12 protein-coding genes and 2 tRNA genes are annotated in these 15,248 nt (G+C 43.8%); 3 read left to right on the top strand and 11 right to left on the bottom strand.

Translation table 11 applies throughout. The annotated features are described in order from the left end of the window. The 4 genes from RH96_RS07490 to RH96_RS07475 all read right to left on the bottom strand — a co-directional run. Window positions 1-307, bottom strand: a 307-nt coding sequence (locus RH96_RS07490) for a hypothetical protein (protein ID WP_010199321.1), incomplete at its 3' end; no start/stop codon positions are given. A 14-nt stretch (window positions 308-321) separates the two neighbouring features. Continuing rightward, a complete protein-coding gene (locus tag RH96_RS07485) occupies window positions 322-723 on the bottom strand; it encodes a hypothetical protein (protein WP_010199319.1) in 402 nt (133 codons plus the stop codon). Next, window positions 717-3,941, bottom strand: coding sequence for an Ig-like domain-containing protein (locus RH96_RS14975; RefSeq protein ID WP_010199318.1), 3,225 nt, complete (start codon window positions 3,939-3,941; stop codon window positions 717-719). The genes RH96_RS07485 and RH96_RS14975 overlap by 7 nt, the downstream gene beginning before the upstream one ends. Before the next feature lie 51 nt (window positions 3,942-3,992). Further along, window positions 3,993-4,979, bottom strand: a complete 987-nt coding sequence (locus tag RH96_RS07475; protein WP_010199317.1) for an OmpA family protein — start codon at window positions 4,977-4,979, stop codon at window positions 3,993-3,995. A gap of 547 nt (window positions 4,980-5,526) precedes the next feature. Here RH96_RS07475 and RH96_RS07470 point away from each other — a divergent pair. After that, window positions 5,527-6,222 (top strand): hypothetical protein, encoded by a 696-nt coding sequence (locus tag RH96_RS07470; protein WP_010199316.1) that lies wholly within the window; start codon window positions 5,527-5,529, stop codon window positions 6,220-6,222. Here RH96_RS07470 and RH96_RS15370 read toward each other — a convergent pair. The 5 genes from RH96_RS15370 to msrB form a co-directional block, all read right to left on the bottom strand. Further along, window positions 6,219-6,422, bottom strand: coding sequence for a transposase (locus tag RH96_RS15370; RefSeq protein ID WP_413540225.1), 204 nt, complete (start codon window positions 6,420-6,422; stop codon window positions 6,219-6,221). The genes RH96_RS07470 and RH96_RS15370 overlap by 4 nt on opposite strands. Window positions 6,423-6,666: 244 nt before the next feature. Further along, a tRNA-Asp gene (locus RH96_RS07465) sits at window positions 6,667-6,743 on the bottom strand. Between the two features lie 53 nt (window positions 6,744-6,796). Continuing rightward, window positions 6,797-6,872 (bottom strand) — tRNA-Val (locus RH96_RS07460). Window positions 6,873-7,085: 213 nt separating this feature from the next. Beyond that, a complete protein-coding gene (locus RH96_RS07455) occupies window positions 7,086-7,571 on the bottom strand; it encodes a glutathione peroxidase (protein ID WP_010199315.1) in 486 nt (161 codons plus the stop codon). 146 nt (window positions 7,572-7,717) lie between these two features. Next, window positions 7,718-8,143, bottom strand: a complete 426-nt coding sequence (msrB, locus tag RH96_RS07450; protein WP_010199314.1) for a peptide-methionine (R)-S-oxide reductase MsrB — start codon at window positions 8,141-8,143, stop codon at window positions 7,718-7,720. 442 nt (window positions 8,144-8,585) lie between these two features. Here msrB and RH96_RS07445 point away from each other — a divergent pair, with 442 nt between their 5' ends. Continuing rightward, window positions 8,586-10,220, top strand: coding sequence for an aminotransferase class I/II-fold pyridoxal phosphate-dependent enzyme (locus RH96_RS07445; protein WP_026037211.1), 1,635 nt, complete (start codon window positions 8,586-8,588; stop codon window positions 10,218-10,220). A gap of 99 nt (window positions 10,221-10,319) precedes the next feature. Here RH96_RS07445 and RH96_RS07440 read toward each other — a convergent pair whose 3' ends face one another. Both RH96_RS07440 and RH96_RS07435 read right to left on the bottom strand, forming a co-directional pair. Then, window positions 10,320-11,927, bottom strand: coding sequence for an inorganic phosphate transporter (locus RH96_RS07440; protein ID WP_010199312.1), 1,608 nt, complete (start codon window positions 11,925-11,927; stop codon window positions 10,320-10,322). Between the two features lie 601 nt (window positions 11,928-12,528). After that, entirely contained in the window at window positions 12,529-14,220 is a 1,692-nt protein-coding gene (locus tag RH96_RS07435) for an ATPase (RefSeq protein WP_010199310.1), read from the bottom strand. A gap of 248 nt (window positions 14,221-14,468) precedes the next feature. On the opposite strand from RH96_RS07435, the gene RH96_RS07430 reads away from it, so the two are divergent. Then, window positions 14,469-15,182 (top strand): FFLEELY motif protein, encoded by a 714-nt coding sequence (locus RH96_RS07430; RefSeq protein ID WP_010199308.1) that lies wholly within the window; start codon window positions 14,469-14,471, stop codon window positions 15,180-15,182. Window positions 15,183-15,248 lie beyond the last annotated feature (66 nt).

Raw genomic sequence — 15,248 nt, 5'->3', positions numbered from 1 at the left:
TCACAGTTACTTGCACCTCACCATTGGCATCCAAGTCAAAACCATTGACGGTAGCATCACCATCACCAATCACGACGATTGGGGCGGTAGGCGCTGTAATATCACCAACGGTGGCAGTGACGCTGACAGGCGCTGAGCGATTGCCTGCTTGATCGGTCACGGTGGCGGTCACGGTCAACACCTCACCTTCTGCTGGTGCAGGGACGGTCGTATCATAACCGTCCGTTAACATCGCAGCGGTCACAGTGACGTCAACCCCATTGATGGTGAGGGTGTCATCCACGGCGGCATCAATAGGCAGACTCACAGTTACTTGCCAACCTATCCCCCTGTGTGCCTTTGGCAGGTCAGACCATTGACGGTAGCATCACCATCACCAATCACGACGATTGGGGCGGTAGGCGCTGTAATATCACCAACGGTGGCAGTGACGCTGACAGGCGCTGAGCGATTGCCTGCTTGATCGGTCACGGTGCGGGTCACGGTCAACACCTCACCTTCTGCTGGTGCAGGGACGGTCGTATCATAACCGTCCGTCAACATCGCAGCGGTCACAGTGACGTCAACCCCATTGATGGTGAGGGTGTCATCCACGGCGGCATCAATAGGCAGACTCACAGTTACTTGCACCTCACCATTGGCATCCAAGTCAAAACCATTGACGGTAGCATCACCATCACCAATCACGACGATTGGGGCGGTAGGCGCTAGTAATATCACCAAGGTGGCAGGTGACGCTGACAGGCGCTAGAGCGATTGCCTGCTTGATCGGTCACGGTGGCGGTCACGGTCAACACCTCACCTTCTGCTGGTGCAGGGACGGTCGTATCATAACCGTCCGTCAACATCGCAGCGGTCACAGTGACGTCAACCCCATTGATGGTGAGGGTGTCATCCACGGCGGCATCAATAGGCAGACTCACAGTTACTTGCACCTCACCATTGGCATCCAAGTCAAAACCATTGACGGTAGCATCACCATCACCAATCACGACGATTGGGGCGGTAGGCGCTGTAATATCACCAACGGTGGCAGTGACGCTGACAGGCGCTGAGCGATTGCCTGCTTGATCGGTCACGGTGGCGGTCACGGTCAACACCTCACCTTCTGCTGGTGCAGGGACGGTCGTATCATAACCGTCCGTCAACATCGCAGCGGTCACAGTGACGTCAACCCCATTGATGGTGAGGGTGTCATCCACGGCGGCATCAATAGGCAGACTCACAGTTACTTGCACCTCACCATTGGCATCCAAGTCAAAACCATTGACGGTAGCATCACCATCACCAATCACGACGATTGGGGCGGTAGGCGCTGTAATATCACCAACGGTGGCAGTGACGCTGACAGGCGCTGAGCGATTGCCTGCTTGATCGGTCACGGTGGCGGTCACGGTCAACACCTCACCTTCTGCTGGTGCAGGGACGGTCGTATCATAACCGTCCGTCAACATCGCAGCGGTCACAGTGACGTCAACCCCATTGATGGTGAGGGTGTCATCCACGGCGGCATCAATAGGCAGACTCACAGTTACTTGCACCTCACCATTGGCATCCAAGTCAAAACCATTGACGGTAGCATCACCATCACCAATCACGACGATTGGGGCGGTAGGCGCTGTAATATCACCAACGGTGGCAGTGACGCTGACAGGCGCTGAGCGATTGCCTGCTTGATCGGTCACGGTGGCGGTCACGGTCAACACCTCACCTTCTGCTGGTGCAGGGACGGTCGTATCATAACCGTCCGTCAACATCGCAGCGGTCACAGTGACGTCAACCCCATTGATGGTGAGGGTGTCATCCACGGCGGCATCAATAGGCAGACTCACAGTTACTTGCACCTCACCATTGGCATCCAAGTCAAAACCATTGACGGTAGCATCACCATCACCAATCACGACGATTGGGGCGGTAGGCGCAATAGTATCTACGCTAATCTCTGTAGTTACAAAACTACTTACATTACTAACAGGGTTAGTCGCTGTGGCAGTTAAACGTTCAGGACCCTGACCCATAAGATCAACGTCTGCTTGATCTATGCCAATGCTCCACATATTTCCAGCAACCACTACGGTAGTACCGATCACTGTGCCTGCTGCATTGGTCAAGGTGATGGTATCACCAGCCACACCAGTACCAGTGATAGTAAAACCATCGTCCGCTTCTGCTGCATTTACGATGTCGTCGCCTGCTATTGGGATATCAATTGCTAGAGCATCAGCGTCGGCATCGGCATCGGCGTCAGCGTCGGCGTCAGCATCGGCATCGGCATCAGCATCAGCATCGGCATCGGCATCAGCATCGGCATCAGCATCAGCATCAGCATCAGCATCAGCATCAGCGTCAGCGTCAGCGTCAGCATCAGCGTCAGCGTCAGCGTCAGCGTCAGCGTCAGCGTCAGCGTCAGCGTCAGCATCAGCATCAGCATCAGCATCAGCGTCTGCATCAGCATCAGCATCAGCATCAGCATCAGCGTCTGCATCAGCATCAGCGTCTGCATCAGCATCAGCATCAGCATCAGCATCAGCATCAGCGTCTGCATCAGCATCAGCATCAGCATCAGCATCAGCATCAGCATCAGCATCAGCGTCTGCATCGGCATCTGCATCGGCATCTGCATCGGCGTCAGCATCGGCGTCAGCATCGGCGTCAGCATCGGCGTCAGCATCGGCGTCAGCATCGGCGTCAGCATCGGCGTCAGCATCGGCGTCAGCATCGGCGTCAGCATCGGTGTCAGCATCGGCGTCAGCGTCAGCGTCAGCGTCAGCGTCAGCGTCAGCGTCAGCGTCAGCGTCAGCGTCAGCGTCAGCGTCAGCGTCAGCGTCAGCGTCAGCGTTGCCATCATCTATATCAGTTGCAATAGTCGTCGCAGGATCACTTTCATTACCAGCTTCATCAGTTGCCGTAGCTGTGATGGTTTCGCCATTCACTAATGGGTCAGCACTAGTGTCAATGACGTAGTCGCCATTTTCATCAACTGTTGTGCTGTATTCAGGTTCTCCATCGCTATCAGTGTCTACTTCAATCGTGGCACCAGGCTCACCTGTACCTGTGATTTCAGTGCCGTCTTCGTTGATTTCAATGACTGGCGCATCAGGCGCAGTGGTGTCAACCACGCCAACTGTTTCAGTCAATGGGTCTGATTCATTACCAGCTTTATCTTTGATAGTCACTGTGACATCAAGCGTGTCACCCTCTGCAGGAGCAGGTACTTTTACGGTGACTTGTTTTGCGGTGATGTCATCTGCCGTTAAGACTTTCTCAACACCGTTGGCAATGACGGTATCACCAATGACAGCATTGGCAGGCAGTCCAACGACGACATCAACCATACCATTCTCATCAATCTCAGCATCATTGATAAAACCATCGTTATTACCAACCACTATGCTGGTTGGTGCATCAGGCGCAGTGGTGTCCACTGGTTTATCATCGTCATCATTATTACCACCACCCAAAGCTGCCCCTAATACGCCTACTCCCGCAAGAACAGCTAACCATGGCAATGCATTAAAAGCTTCAGAATCTGCAACACCGGCCCACCAAGGAGCTACCTGTGGATTCCCTCCCAATGCTTGACCTTGTATCTCACCTAACTGGAGCTCAGTGACATAGTCTGCTACCTCTCCCGTATCAGGAATATAGTAATAATAACTACCATCTTCAGCAACGCCAATGAGCGCACTATCAATATCATCGTAGAACCCTTCAATAATGAGATCAGGGTCTGAACTATCATTTTCAAAAGAAATATGAAGATCTTTATCTATTCGTTTAGTAACAATATGGTTCGGAGCTCTGACAGTTGCTTTATCAAAAAGCTCATAATTAATTTTATCGGTGGCTTTTATTGTGGTAGGTATGCCGTCCTTTGTAACGACTTGATGTTCAGCGACCGTTCCAGTTTGGGTATTTACTTTGACAGTTATAGTGCTCATAAAATCATCCTTGATTAATTAATTCTAAATGAAATAAATATCAATTTAGAATCATGAGTTAACTTGATTGGTTGTCCTGGTTAATAAGTAGCTAGCGACAACTCGACGGTTATTTTGACGATCCCGTCCAGTGTTATTGGTATCGATGGGCATAGACTCGCCGTACCCTACGCTGCTCAGGCGTATAGCTTGTATACCATAGTGATTTACTAAAATATCTTTAACGATGCTTGCACGAGACTGAGATAGCTTTAGGTTATAGCGTTCAGCACCCTTGTTATCTGTATGGCCTCCTAAAGTAACTGCCATCTTCGGATAGGATTTAATAAAATTGGCCATACTATCTGATATTATGGATTGATTATTTTTAATGCCTGTACTATCAAAATCAACAAGCACACTAAACTGTGTAGAACTTGTGATTTCCACTGAATTCTTTATTGTAGAAACCGCGATAGGTTCTTGTATAAGAGCTGCAGATGGGTTTTCTACTGTACAGTCCGATAAAACGCGACTAATCTGATGAGTTTGACGAGTACTTTGATTCAATAATAGCAGGGCTTCATTAGCTGGTATCTGCTGTATAACAAGATTGCCAGCTATTGATAAACCAACTTTTAAATAATTCGTTGTTTGAGGGATAAATTGATATTTTTTAGAGTAAGAAAGAACTTCCTTACTGTCTTTATTTAATTTTTCTACATTGATGAGTTGAGAACCGCTACAAATAACGATATCTGAATAACTTCCGTCCTGTAGACAGGTTTGAAATTCATTATCAGCACCAATGCCTATATTAATGATATTTGAATCATTGTCGTTTAACTCATGAACAAAAACGATTCGACTTTCTTTAGATGTCAGAATACTATTATCGGGCAGATCAAATATCTCGCCTTTTGTTTTCCAAGTAGCCTGCTTAATATTGTGGCTACCATCAGCAGTAGATAACATCTGATCACTTTTTACAGTCTGGCAGCCTACAAGTCCAATTTCTAAAAACAATGTAGTCGATAACGATACGTTTCTTCTGTCCATAGTGTCTGATCCCAGTCAATGGAATATCCAGTATATAAACATCTCTCCTATCATTATATAGACCCATTTTTTTAGGATCAGCTGGACTTCCTTAATAATAAAAACGTGACTTTAAAGAACACAATAATCAACCAAGTATTACTGTACTATTAATTTTATTATATCCGCATTTACTCATAATGCAACCATGTATTTTTTATTAAACGTAGTAGCTTCATTACCATCCATAATAATAATTAACTACCATAACCATAATAAACTATTACATAATGATGTAAATTATTATAAGTAATAACACACAAAAGCTACTGATAAACATAGAAAACGAAAACTTCTATTTATTTCTATTTTTTTATTTAAAAATCTATAATAAATCTCTTACATAAGTCATTGCTAGCCCTTTATAATTCGTTAGCGGAGGTCAATGAAACGGTACTGCTGCAAGAGGTCTAATATAAGAAAAAAACCTGTTAGATAATATAATCAATACCAATTTAGGCTCACACTAATACTGTGTTCTACTGATAAAGAAAGGTAGCTTTTTATAATGAATAAATTTCGTGAAAAATGGTCAGCAGCCTTAGTGTTTGCAATATTTCTGCATTTAACGATATTCTTTATCTTTTATATAAACTCAAGCAAACACAGTTTAGATGACCTTGCTAATAACAAGAAAAATAGTTCGGATCACATCACTGTGACTCACGCAGATAATAGCGATTCCCCACTTAAAACATCGGCCTATACCCTCACCTTAGATAAAGCTGAAACACGTCCTAAAATTGATAGTAATCAGAGAAAGCACGTCACTGTCTCGGAAAAACCTACTCCTCAAGAGAGTGAAAAGCAGAGAAGTAACTCTCAACAACGTAATGAAAATAATAATTCATATCCTATAGAGCCAAGTATTGCATCTAATGAAAATGCACAAAAAATTAATGAAGTCTTAGAAAATGAGCAGGTTAGGAAAGTGACACCTTTACGCACTATAGAGAGAGAAAATTTAGAAGATTTTGAAAACGATTCTGGTCTACTGGATATAGATATCCCGACACAAAAGACTGAGATGAGAGGAGATGAGAGTTATGAGGAAAAAAAATCTGAAGTAGAAAAAATAAACAATCAACTGAGTGCTGCTATTAGTGAAGTTAAAAAGCGCAATCAGCAAAAAATCGATCAAATGCAACAACAAAAACAACTGAGCTATGATGAGGAAACTGTAGAACCAAACTTGTTAAACTAAGTATTCATCGATGGCAAAAATTTTATTGAGCAATACACTGTGTGCACCATACACTGCTGGATCTGTGTTTTAGGATATAGAATACCCATAACATCAGAGAGACCCTTTAAATCGTCTATACAGGCGATTAAGACGTCTTGACCCAGCAGATTTGTCGTTAATGCTATTGAGAAGCTTATTTTGCCAAGCGAGGATGCCATTGAGGAAAAGGTCATTGTTTGGTCACCGAGCAGATAGTTAGCGATTTAGAAAAACACAATGCCTGCATGCAAATTCATATCTGGTTCATTAATAAAGAGCTAGCTATTGCTACTGGAATGAGAAAGTGACAAGTCCATATTATTAAAGAGCTTGAACTAAAATTTAGACACAAAAAAACCTCAAGTAAACTAATACTTGAGGCGAAACTTGCTTAAACTTTACAGTTTAAATTCGTTTTAAATATGGCGCAGCGGACGGGACTCGAACCCGCGACCTCCGGCGTGACAGGCCGGCATTCTAACCAACTGAACTACCGCTGCTTAGGTCTCTTTAGCATTTTACCTTTATGAAGAGGCCCACTTCGCTAAATAAGTGGTGGGTGATGACGGATTCGAACCGCCGACATTCTGCGTGTAAGGCAGACGCTCTACCAACTGAGCTAATCACCCATCGAACAATTGCAATGCAATTTATTCAACATCAACCGAGCTCTTTAGTTTGTCACTAAGCTCTGCTGCTGTGGGTGTGTATTATATAGATTTACATGTGCGTGTCAAACAGTATTTACCACTTTTTTAGATATTTTATTCACTATTATGACAAGCATATGTTTTTATTGATTTTATATTTTTATAAATGCTCAATATTTTCAGACTTGATACTTATTTATTAGCTAGTGCTTGCTCGATATCGCTTTTTATCGCGTCAGGCTTGGTCGTTGGTGCATAACGATCAATCACTTGACCCTTACTATCGATTAAAAATTTGGTGAAATTCCATTTAATACCATCGGTAAGCAATCCGCCCTTTTGCTCTTTGAGCCATGCATAAATGGGATGAGCCTCTGCTCCGTTGACATCAATCTTTGCCATCATCGGAAAGCTGACGCCATAATTCTTTTGACAAAACGCGCCAATTTCATCATTACTGCCTGGATCTTGGCTACCGAATTGATTACAAGGAAAGCCAACGACGACCAACCCTTGATCTTTGTATTGCTCATATAGCGCCTCTAACCCTTCAAACTGGGGCGTAAAGCCACATTTACTCGCGGTATTAACGATTAGCAACACCTTGTCTTGATAATCAGAAAACGCTTGCGGGCTACCATCCATGCGCTCAGCCGTAAAATCATAAATAGTACTCATTATTTATCCTTAAATTGAGGTTTTTGTTGTTTTGGGTATTCATTTGACACTTTTACTTTATCAGTCATATAAGCAGCAAGTATTATTGAAAAGGAAGCACTCTGTACTTCCCTTCCACATTACTATTACTGCTACTATCTAAATACTTACTTCTCAGACTTATCTAAATCGATAGATACTGAGTTGATGCAATAGCGCATGCCAGTCGTCTCACTCGGCCCATCAGGGAATACATGACCCAAATGTGCGCCGCAGTTGCTACAAGTTACTTCTGTACGAGTCATACCTAGCGAATTATCAACATGTTCTTCAATTGCGCTATTATCGATGCCTTGATCAAAACTTGGCCAACCGCAGCTTGCATCAAACTTATTGGTTGAATCAAATAAGCTGGCACCGCAGCCTTTACAGCGATAAACACCGTCATCAGTCGCGTCATTATAAACACCAGTAAATGGACGCTCTGTGCCTTTCTCACGCAGTACATGATATTCGTCAGCACTCAGACGCTCTTTCCAGTCAGCTTCAGTCAATTGGCTAATTTCTTCTTTACTTAATTGATTATCTTGCATGATTTGTCCTTATTAGAGTATTTGTTATCTAATCTCTGTCACTATTTTATCGCCATATTATTATGAAAACGATGTGCCCTATCTGTTGCTTATCGACTCACTATTCAAGGTGAATATTAGAGTCGTAATACCTGTATTTTGGAATAAGTATGTCGCTAAGTAGAATTTTATCCAGTTTAAAATATATCAAATTACTTTAAAACTAGAGTGAGTAAAGATGTAATTTTGATAGGTAAACATGTATTTAGTTGACTGTCATCGTCGAGCGCGTCATACATAAAAGGAGTAATGCAAGTAAAGCTTGCATTTACAAGTGTAAGTGATTTGAAAACCTCTTGCATTAAGACTAACAATGCAATAATATCTTGCATTGGCGTCTAATTAAAATCCTCAATCCATCTACTTATTGAAAAACTACCAGTTAATAAAGGCCTAAACAACCATGTCGGATGACAACATCACCCAAGCAGCACGATTGGTACAATTACGCCGTAAGAAAGGATTCACCGCTGAGCAGCTAGCACAAGCGATGACCGCTGCTGGTGCCAAGGTGAGTCGTGGTGCTATCTCGAACTGGGAGCGTGGTACTAATGGTATCGTCTCATCCAAGCTCCCTACCCTCGCACGTATTTTGGGCTGTAGCGAAGGGTATCTATTACGTGGTGAGCTTCAAAATGAAAACTCTGATGACACATCGCCTAACAGTAATAGCCCACCTCAAGATGAAAAAATGCAAGACGCAATAACACCACAGAAAACACAAAGAAATCAGACCAAGACGCCATCAACTGCTTTCATTGATACTAGTAAAAACTCACCAAACAATCTGACAAATGGTCATGCTATGAATCCGATAAAAAAATCCGATAAATTACAAAACGTTTGCTATGACATTCGTGGTCCCCTATTACAGACTGCCAATAAAATGGAAGCAGAAGGCAAACGTATATTGAAGTTAAATGTGGGCAATCCAGCGCCGTTCGGCCTAGAAGCCCCTCATGAGATTTTACGCGACGTCGCGATGAATCTATCTGAAGCCACGGGATATTCGGACTCACAAGGGATTTTTTCAGCGCGTAAAGCCATTTTGCAGTATTACCAGTCTAAAGGTCTGCTCTCGGCAGTTGATGTCCGTGACGTATATCTGGGTAACGGGGTTTCTGAGCTGATTGTCATGACCATGCAGGCGTTGATGAACGATGGTGATGAAGTACTTATTCCCATGCCAGACTACCCATTATGGACGGCTGCGGCTAACCTCGCTGGCGGTACTGCCGTGCACTATCGCTGCAATGAAGAAGACAACTGGCACCCTGATATTGAGGACATCAAATCTAAAATCACCAGCAAAACCAAAGGCATTGTGGTTATTAACCCCAATAATCCAACAGGTTCCCTTTATAGTGATGAACTACTAAAGCAAATCATTGCAGTCGCTAAGGAGCATGACCTAATCATCATGGCCGATGAGATTTACGATCGCATTCTCTATGATGATAATGTGCATACCCCGATGAGCACTTTAACTGACGACGTTTTGGTTCTTTCATACAATGGCTTATCGAAGTCGCATCGCATTGCAGGGTTTCGCTCAGGTTGGATGATGGTATCCGGTCGCAAGCAACATGCAGCGGACTTTATCGAAGGCTTGGATATGCTCGCATCCATGCGCCTTTGCTCTAACGTCCAAGGACAGTATGCGATTCAGACAGCCATGGGCGGTCACCAAAGTATGAAGGACTTAACCTCTAAGACTGGTCGTCTATATAAGCAGCGCGACATGGCCGTCTCACGTCTCAATGCGATTAAAGGTATTTCTTGTACCATGCCCAAAGGCGCGTTTTATTGTTTTCCAAAGATGGATCCTGAGGTTTACCCTATCGAAGATGATATGGATTTTATGATGGACTTACTCGTCGAAGAAAACGTATTGATGGTGCAAGGCACAGGATTCAACTGGGACAAACCAGATCATTTTCGCTTGGTGTTCTTGCCAAACTTGCTTGATTTAGAAAATGCGATGGATCGCTTGGATCGCTTTTTTGCCAAAAAACGCCAGCAGTTTGGCACTGAGTAAATCTGCATCCAACATAAAAAAATGCTTATCAGCATCACGCTGATAAGCATTTTTTGGTTCTAATGCAAGCCTTATTAATGGGCTTTATAGCATTACTTTTTAAAAGATATTTATCAATATGAGATAACTAATAGCAGACATTGAAGCTGCAGCCGGAAGGGTAATCACCCATGCCAAACCAATTGGTTTCATAAGCTTCCAGTTAGTGTCTCTATTGACGATACCAATGCCAAGTACTGCACCGACCAAGGTATGTGTACTTGAGACTGGCAGACCCATCGTCGATGCGCCCATCACAACGGCAGCAGCAGCCAATTCAGCTGAGAATCCAGAAGCTGGATGCATCTTCGCTAGATTGGTACCGACGGTCTGAATCACTTCTTTACCAATAAACCAAAGACCAACGATAAGAGCAACACCAAAGGTTAGCATTACAGCAGGGGGTACAGCCGCTTCGGTAGAGATGCTGTTGGTACGGATGACATCCATAATCGCCGCAAAAGGACCAACTGCATTGGCAATATCGTTTGAACCATGACTAAAGGCAAATGCAGAGGCAGTAAAGACCTGCATCCAGCTGAACATAATGAATGTGGCTTTGGTCAGATCTTCTTTATGCTTACCACGGATACTCTTGGTATAAATATAGGTCGCAAGCCATACTAGCGCTGAGATCATCCCCATGATCAAAAAGCCTTGCAGCGTCGTCATACCACTATTGACGTTTTTCAGACCTTTAAAGACAACTAGCGAGGCCATGACTGCACCGCCCATAGCCGCAATCATAGGCACCCATTGCTTTAGTGCCTTTAGGGTATCGAGGTTGCTGCGCTCGTTTTCAATCTCATAAAGCTGTTTGTAATAATCGGTCTCTAAATCTTCAACGACGCAATCATCATCTTTGTAGATTTCTTGGTCACGTAGCATCGCTGAGGTATAAGCCAGCTGTTCTGATTCTGTTAGACCGTCCAAAAATTCTTTATGGTTTTGTTTTAAGATTTTTTTATCAGCTTTTAACTCGCCAATATGTGCCTCTGTTTTATCATTATACTCGATGATATTTTTCTTAATTTGCCCATATAATAAATAAGACAAAACCCCGCCTAGTAGCGGTGATAGCACCCAAGAGATGGCGATAGTACCAATCTTGCCCCAATTCACGGTTGATAATGCCATCTCGGTACCACCTAACGTGATACCTAATACGATGGAGCTACCAACCACGCCGCCAATAATCGCATGTGTGGTCGAAACAGGTAAGCCTTTTTTGGTGGCAAATAACAGCCAAAAGGCGGCAGCAATGAGCGCTGAAAGCATGACATAAATAAACTGGTTGGGTTCGACTGCGAGGCCATCTAGATCGACAATACCGCTTCGGATAGTATCGGTTACTTCACCACCTGCCAGCACAGCGCCTGACACTTCAAATATCGCTGCGATACCCAATGCTTGCGGGATAGTCAACGTCCCTGCACCTACTGAAGTACCAAAGGAGTTGGCGACATCGTTACCACCGATATTGAATGCCATAAAGACACCAAAAGCGGTCGCCACAATAAATAGCGTCGTTTGCTGACGCATCGTGTAATCTAGACCCCACCACAAAAAGTAGCTGGTCATCGCAACCAATAAAATGGCAAAAAATAGATTTATTCTCATGGAGCCAACTGATTTAGCTGACTCTGTAGAACTGTTGCTAATACCCATACGTTGATGCGTCCTGCGTAAGCTGATTGGAATTATATGCGATTAGTAATATTGCGCAGCTATACAGGCAGGTTTTTATATCCCGCACTAAAATAGCATTATATAAAGGCGCAACGTGCTCTCTAAACAATGAACTCTTTACGTTTATTTTGCTGCCGTATCTTAGAATCGATTGTTGCTGTTTGACGTTTGATTCAAATTATTAATACATTATCAAAAACCCATCACTCCACATGTCACAAAGCCGCAAGTGGTATTGCTAAATCATCTGATTACAGCATCTTGCGGCTTATATTTGTGGCGATGTTACTGTTTTCACCGATATCTGATACGGCAACAATGTCTTTTAAATATCTATACAAATCATACAGTACACACTTATTAAGGCAATATATGACATAGCAGAGACAATTATGCCCCTATTATATTAAATATAATCACATAATGCATAATGATATTGCAAGATTTGTAACTGTGATTGTGTACTTTCAATATCACCCTTTATCAGTGACAGATTAGATTGAGTATGTTTCACTAAACTTCACTTGGAAAAGACGGCTGACAATATAGACCGCCATTAACCCTCGATTTTAATAAAGAGCTACTGGTTTTTAGATGCTACTGACAACTGTTTAATAGCATGGTCTAAAACATCCAAACGCGCCTGGCGTTTCTCATTGGTGGCTATGACACACCATGGTGCGTATTCAGTATCAGTACGTGCCAGCATATCAGCGGCGGATTGTACGTAATCTGACCACTTATCACGGTTACGCCAATCGTCATCAGTGAGCTTAAACTGCTTGTGAGGTGTTTCTTCGCGCGCTTCAAAACGCTTGAGCTGTTCTTTCTTATCAATCGCCAGCCAGTATTTAATAACCAACGTCCCTGCCTCGCTCAAATCCGCCTCGAAGCGGTTGATTTCATCATAAGCACGTTGCCATGCAGCATCAGTCGCAAACTGCTCAATACGCTCAACCAACACGCGCCCATACCAAGTACGATCAAAGATGGCTATACGGCTCATGCGATTTGCCTGCTCGTCAGGCAGCCTTGTCCAAAAACGCCAGAGATAAGGATGCTGCGACTCGTATAGCATCGGCGCACCAATATTATAAATTTGGTATTCACGCGGATCGAGCGCTGCCACCAGTCTTTTGATAGCCCCGCCTTTGCCAGCAGCGTCCATTCCTTCAAAAGCAAAAACAATATGACGACCTTTGCGCGCACGTAGCAATTCGGCAAGACGAGCTTGTTTTTCTGCCAATGCCTCTTGATAGTCAGCCTTACTGACGTCTGAGTCGTCGATATCGGTTAGTAACTTGGGTATTTTTACAGGTTCAAACGGTTCCTGATCGACTTTTGACTCAAGTTTTTGCGTCTTGGACTCGGACTGAATTTTTGTCGTTTCGTTACTGTCTGTTCGACTACTTACAAGTGCAGTTTGCATCGCATGCAATACTTCATGGCAAAAATGATCGGCAGCTTGTGATTTATCCTCACCATCGATGATGACCCAATCATCCTGTTGCCGTAACAATGTCACGGCAACCTCGTTGAACTGAGCGACAATCTCTGCATTATTCCAATCAATTTGATACAAAAACTGCGGATCGGCTTCATCGTCATTTAATCGCTCTTGCAACGTTTCGATATCAACATGAAACCAGCATTTTAGTAGTCTGGTTTGATTGGCAACGAGGTCTTGCTCAAACGCTTGCAGTTTAATAAGTTGCTGTTGTAGATACGCTTGCCATTTCGCAATCGGTAGCACTTTGTCGTTATCGAATTTTTTGTCTTCTGATTGACTATTTTTTGACGACTTATCATCGTTTTTGTTGTCTGCTGCCATACGCATGACGTTGTAAAGCAAATCAGCATACCAGTTGCCAAAATAAACCATGACATCACCATGACGTGGCAGCGCTTTAGTGTGTGCTTGCCACATCGGCTGATACGCTAAGGGACAATAACCAATAGTTGCCTCCACCTTAAGCAGCCGAGGATCTACCCACTGGCGCAACTGTTTGACAGCAGTCCCCTTGCCCGCCTGCTCCATACCATTGACCAGCACCAACAGCCCAGTTGGCTGATTGGCAGGTGGCGGCGTTTGTTGCCGTGTCGCGCGCAGAGCATATTGGGCGGTGACCAATGCCAATCTAAGGTCATCTTTATCCATCGAAAACTGACTCAGTGGATTGGGCGTTAAGCGCTCCTCGATCACTTGCTCACTAAATTGCGCACTGACCGCTTGTGGTGCTGTAAGTTCAGTCGTATTATTATTTTTGCTCATAACTGGTATCGTCCTATGATTGAAAGCGTGTCAGCTTAATCATAGCATTCGACCAATTCAGTAAATAACGCTGCTGTGTAACAGTTTGACATTTGTATTCTGCTTTATTTTCTTTTAAGGTGAACACAATCTTGAGAGCATGTTTTAAAAGAGTCTTAAAATTATAATAAGCACCAAAAACAGCATCACTTTGACCACTTTATTCTCAACTTAATCATGATCTTTATTTTTATATAGGATTTTACGCCATGTCTGCTTTAACCGACTTACAACAGCACTTGACACATTTTTGGGCACTACCACATCATCAAGATGCCGAATTAAATACCAAACTCAACGAAGTGCAAGCATGGCAACAAGCGCGACTCCAACGTACGCATAGTGAGCTGTTTGAACAGCCAAAAAATCAGCTGATGGCAGACTATTTTCTGACACAGTTATATGGTGGCGATGAATTCAAGTTATTGGCCGAACAGTTAGAACGCATTTTGCCAAAAGCAAAAAAGCTTGAGCGTCTTGCTAAAGAGTCCGCTTTAGAAGCTGGCAGCATGGGCATCCAAGCAGCTATTCTAGCGATTGAGCTAGACTTGCATTTGGCCCAATGGCTACTTGCTCAAGACTTACCAGTCACCGAAGACAATATGCTAGCCGCCTATCGTATTATCGATGAAGAGGATGAACGCCGTGTCCAGATCGGTACTCTTAAAGACGTTTGCTACCGCACTGACAAACATTTGAACTCATTTATGCTCAAAAAAGCGTTTGCCTTAGCAAAAGGCACCGCCTATCGCTATAACTTTCAACCACTGTATGACTTCATCGATACTGGTTTTAAGGCCATGAAACCCCTCAAAAGTGTGAGCAATTTTATCGAGCCGTTTTGTGAACGTGAGCTTGAGATTATTGACGAAGTTCATGACACGGATAATGGCAGTAAGCCCTTGTCATTTGATGTATCATAGGATTGAAGAGAGACTGAGTTAACTGGCAAAAACTCGTTAACGAACGCAATATATACTCAAAAAATA

Source organism: Psychrobacter sp. PAMC 21119 (assembly GCF_000247495.1).
Classification (GTDB): domain Bacteria; phylum Pseudomonadota; class Gammaproteobacteria; order Pseudomonadales; family Moraxellaceae; genus Psychrobacter; species Psychrobacter glaciei.
Note: the sequence above shows the minus strand (reverse complement) of the source record. Positions and strands in the feature narration are given on the sequence as shown.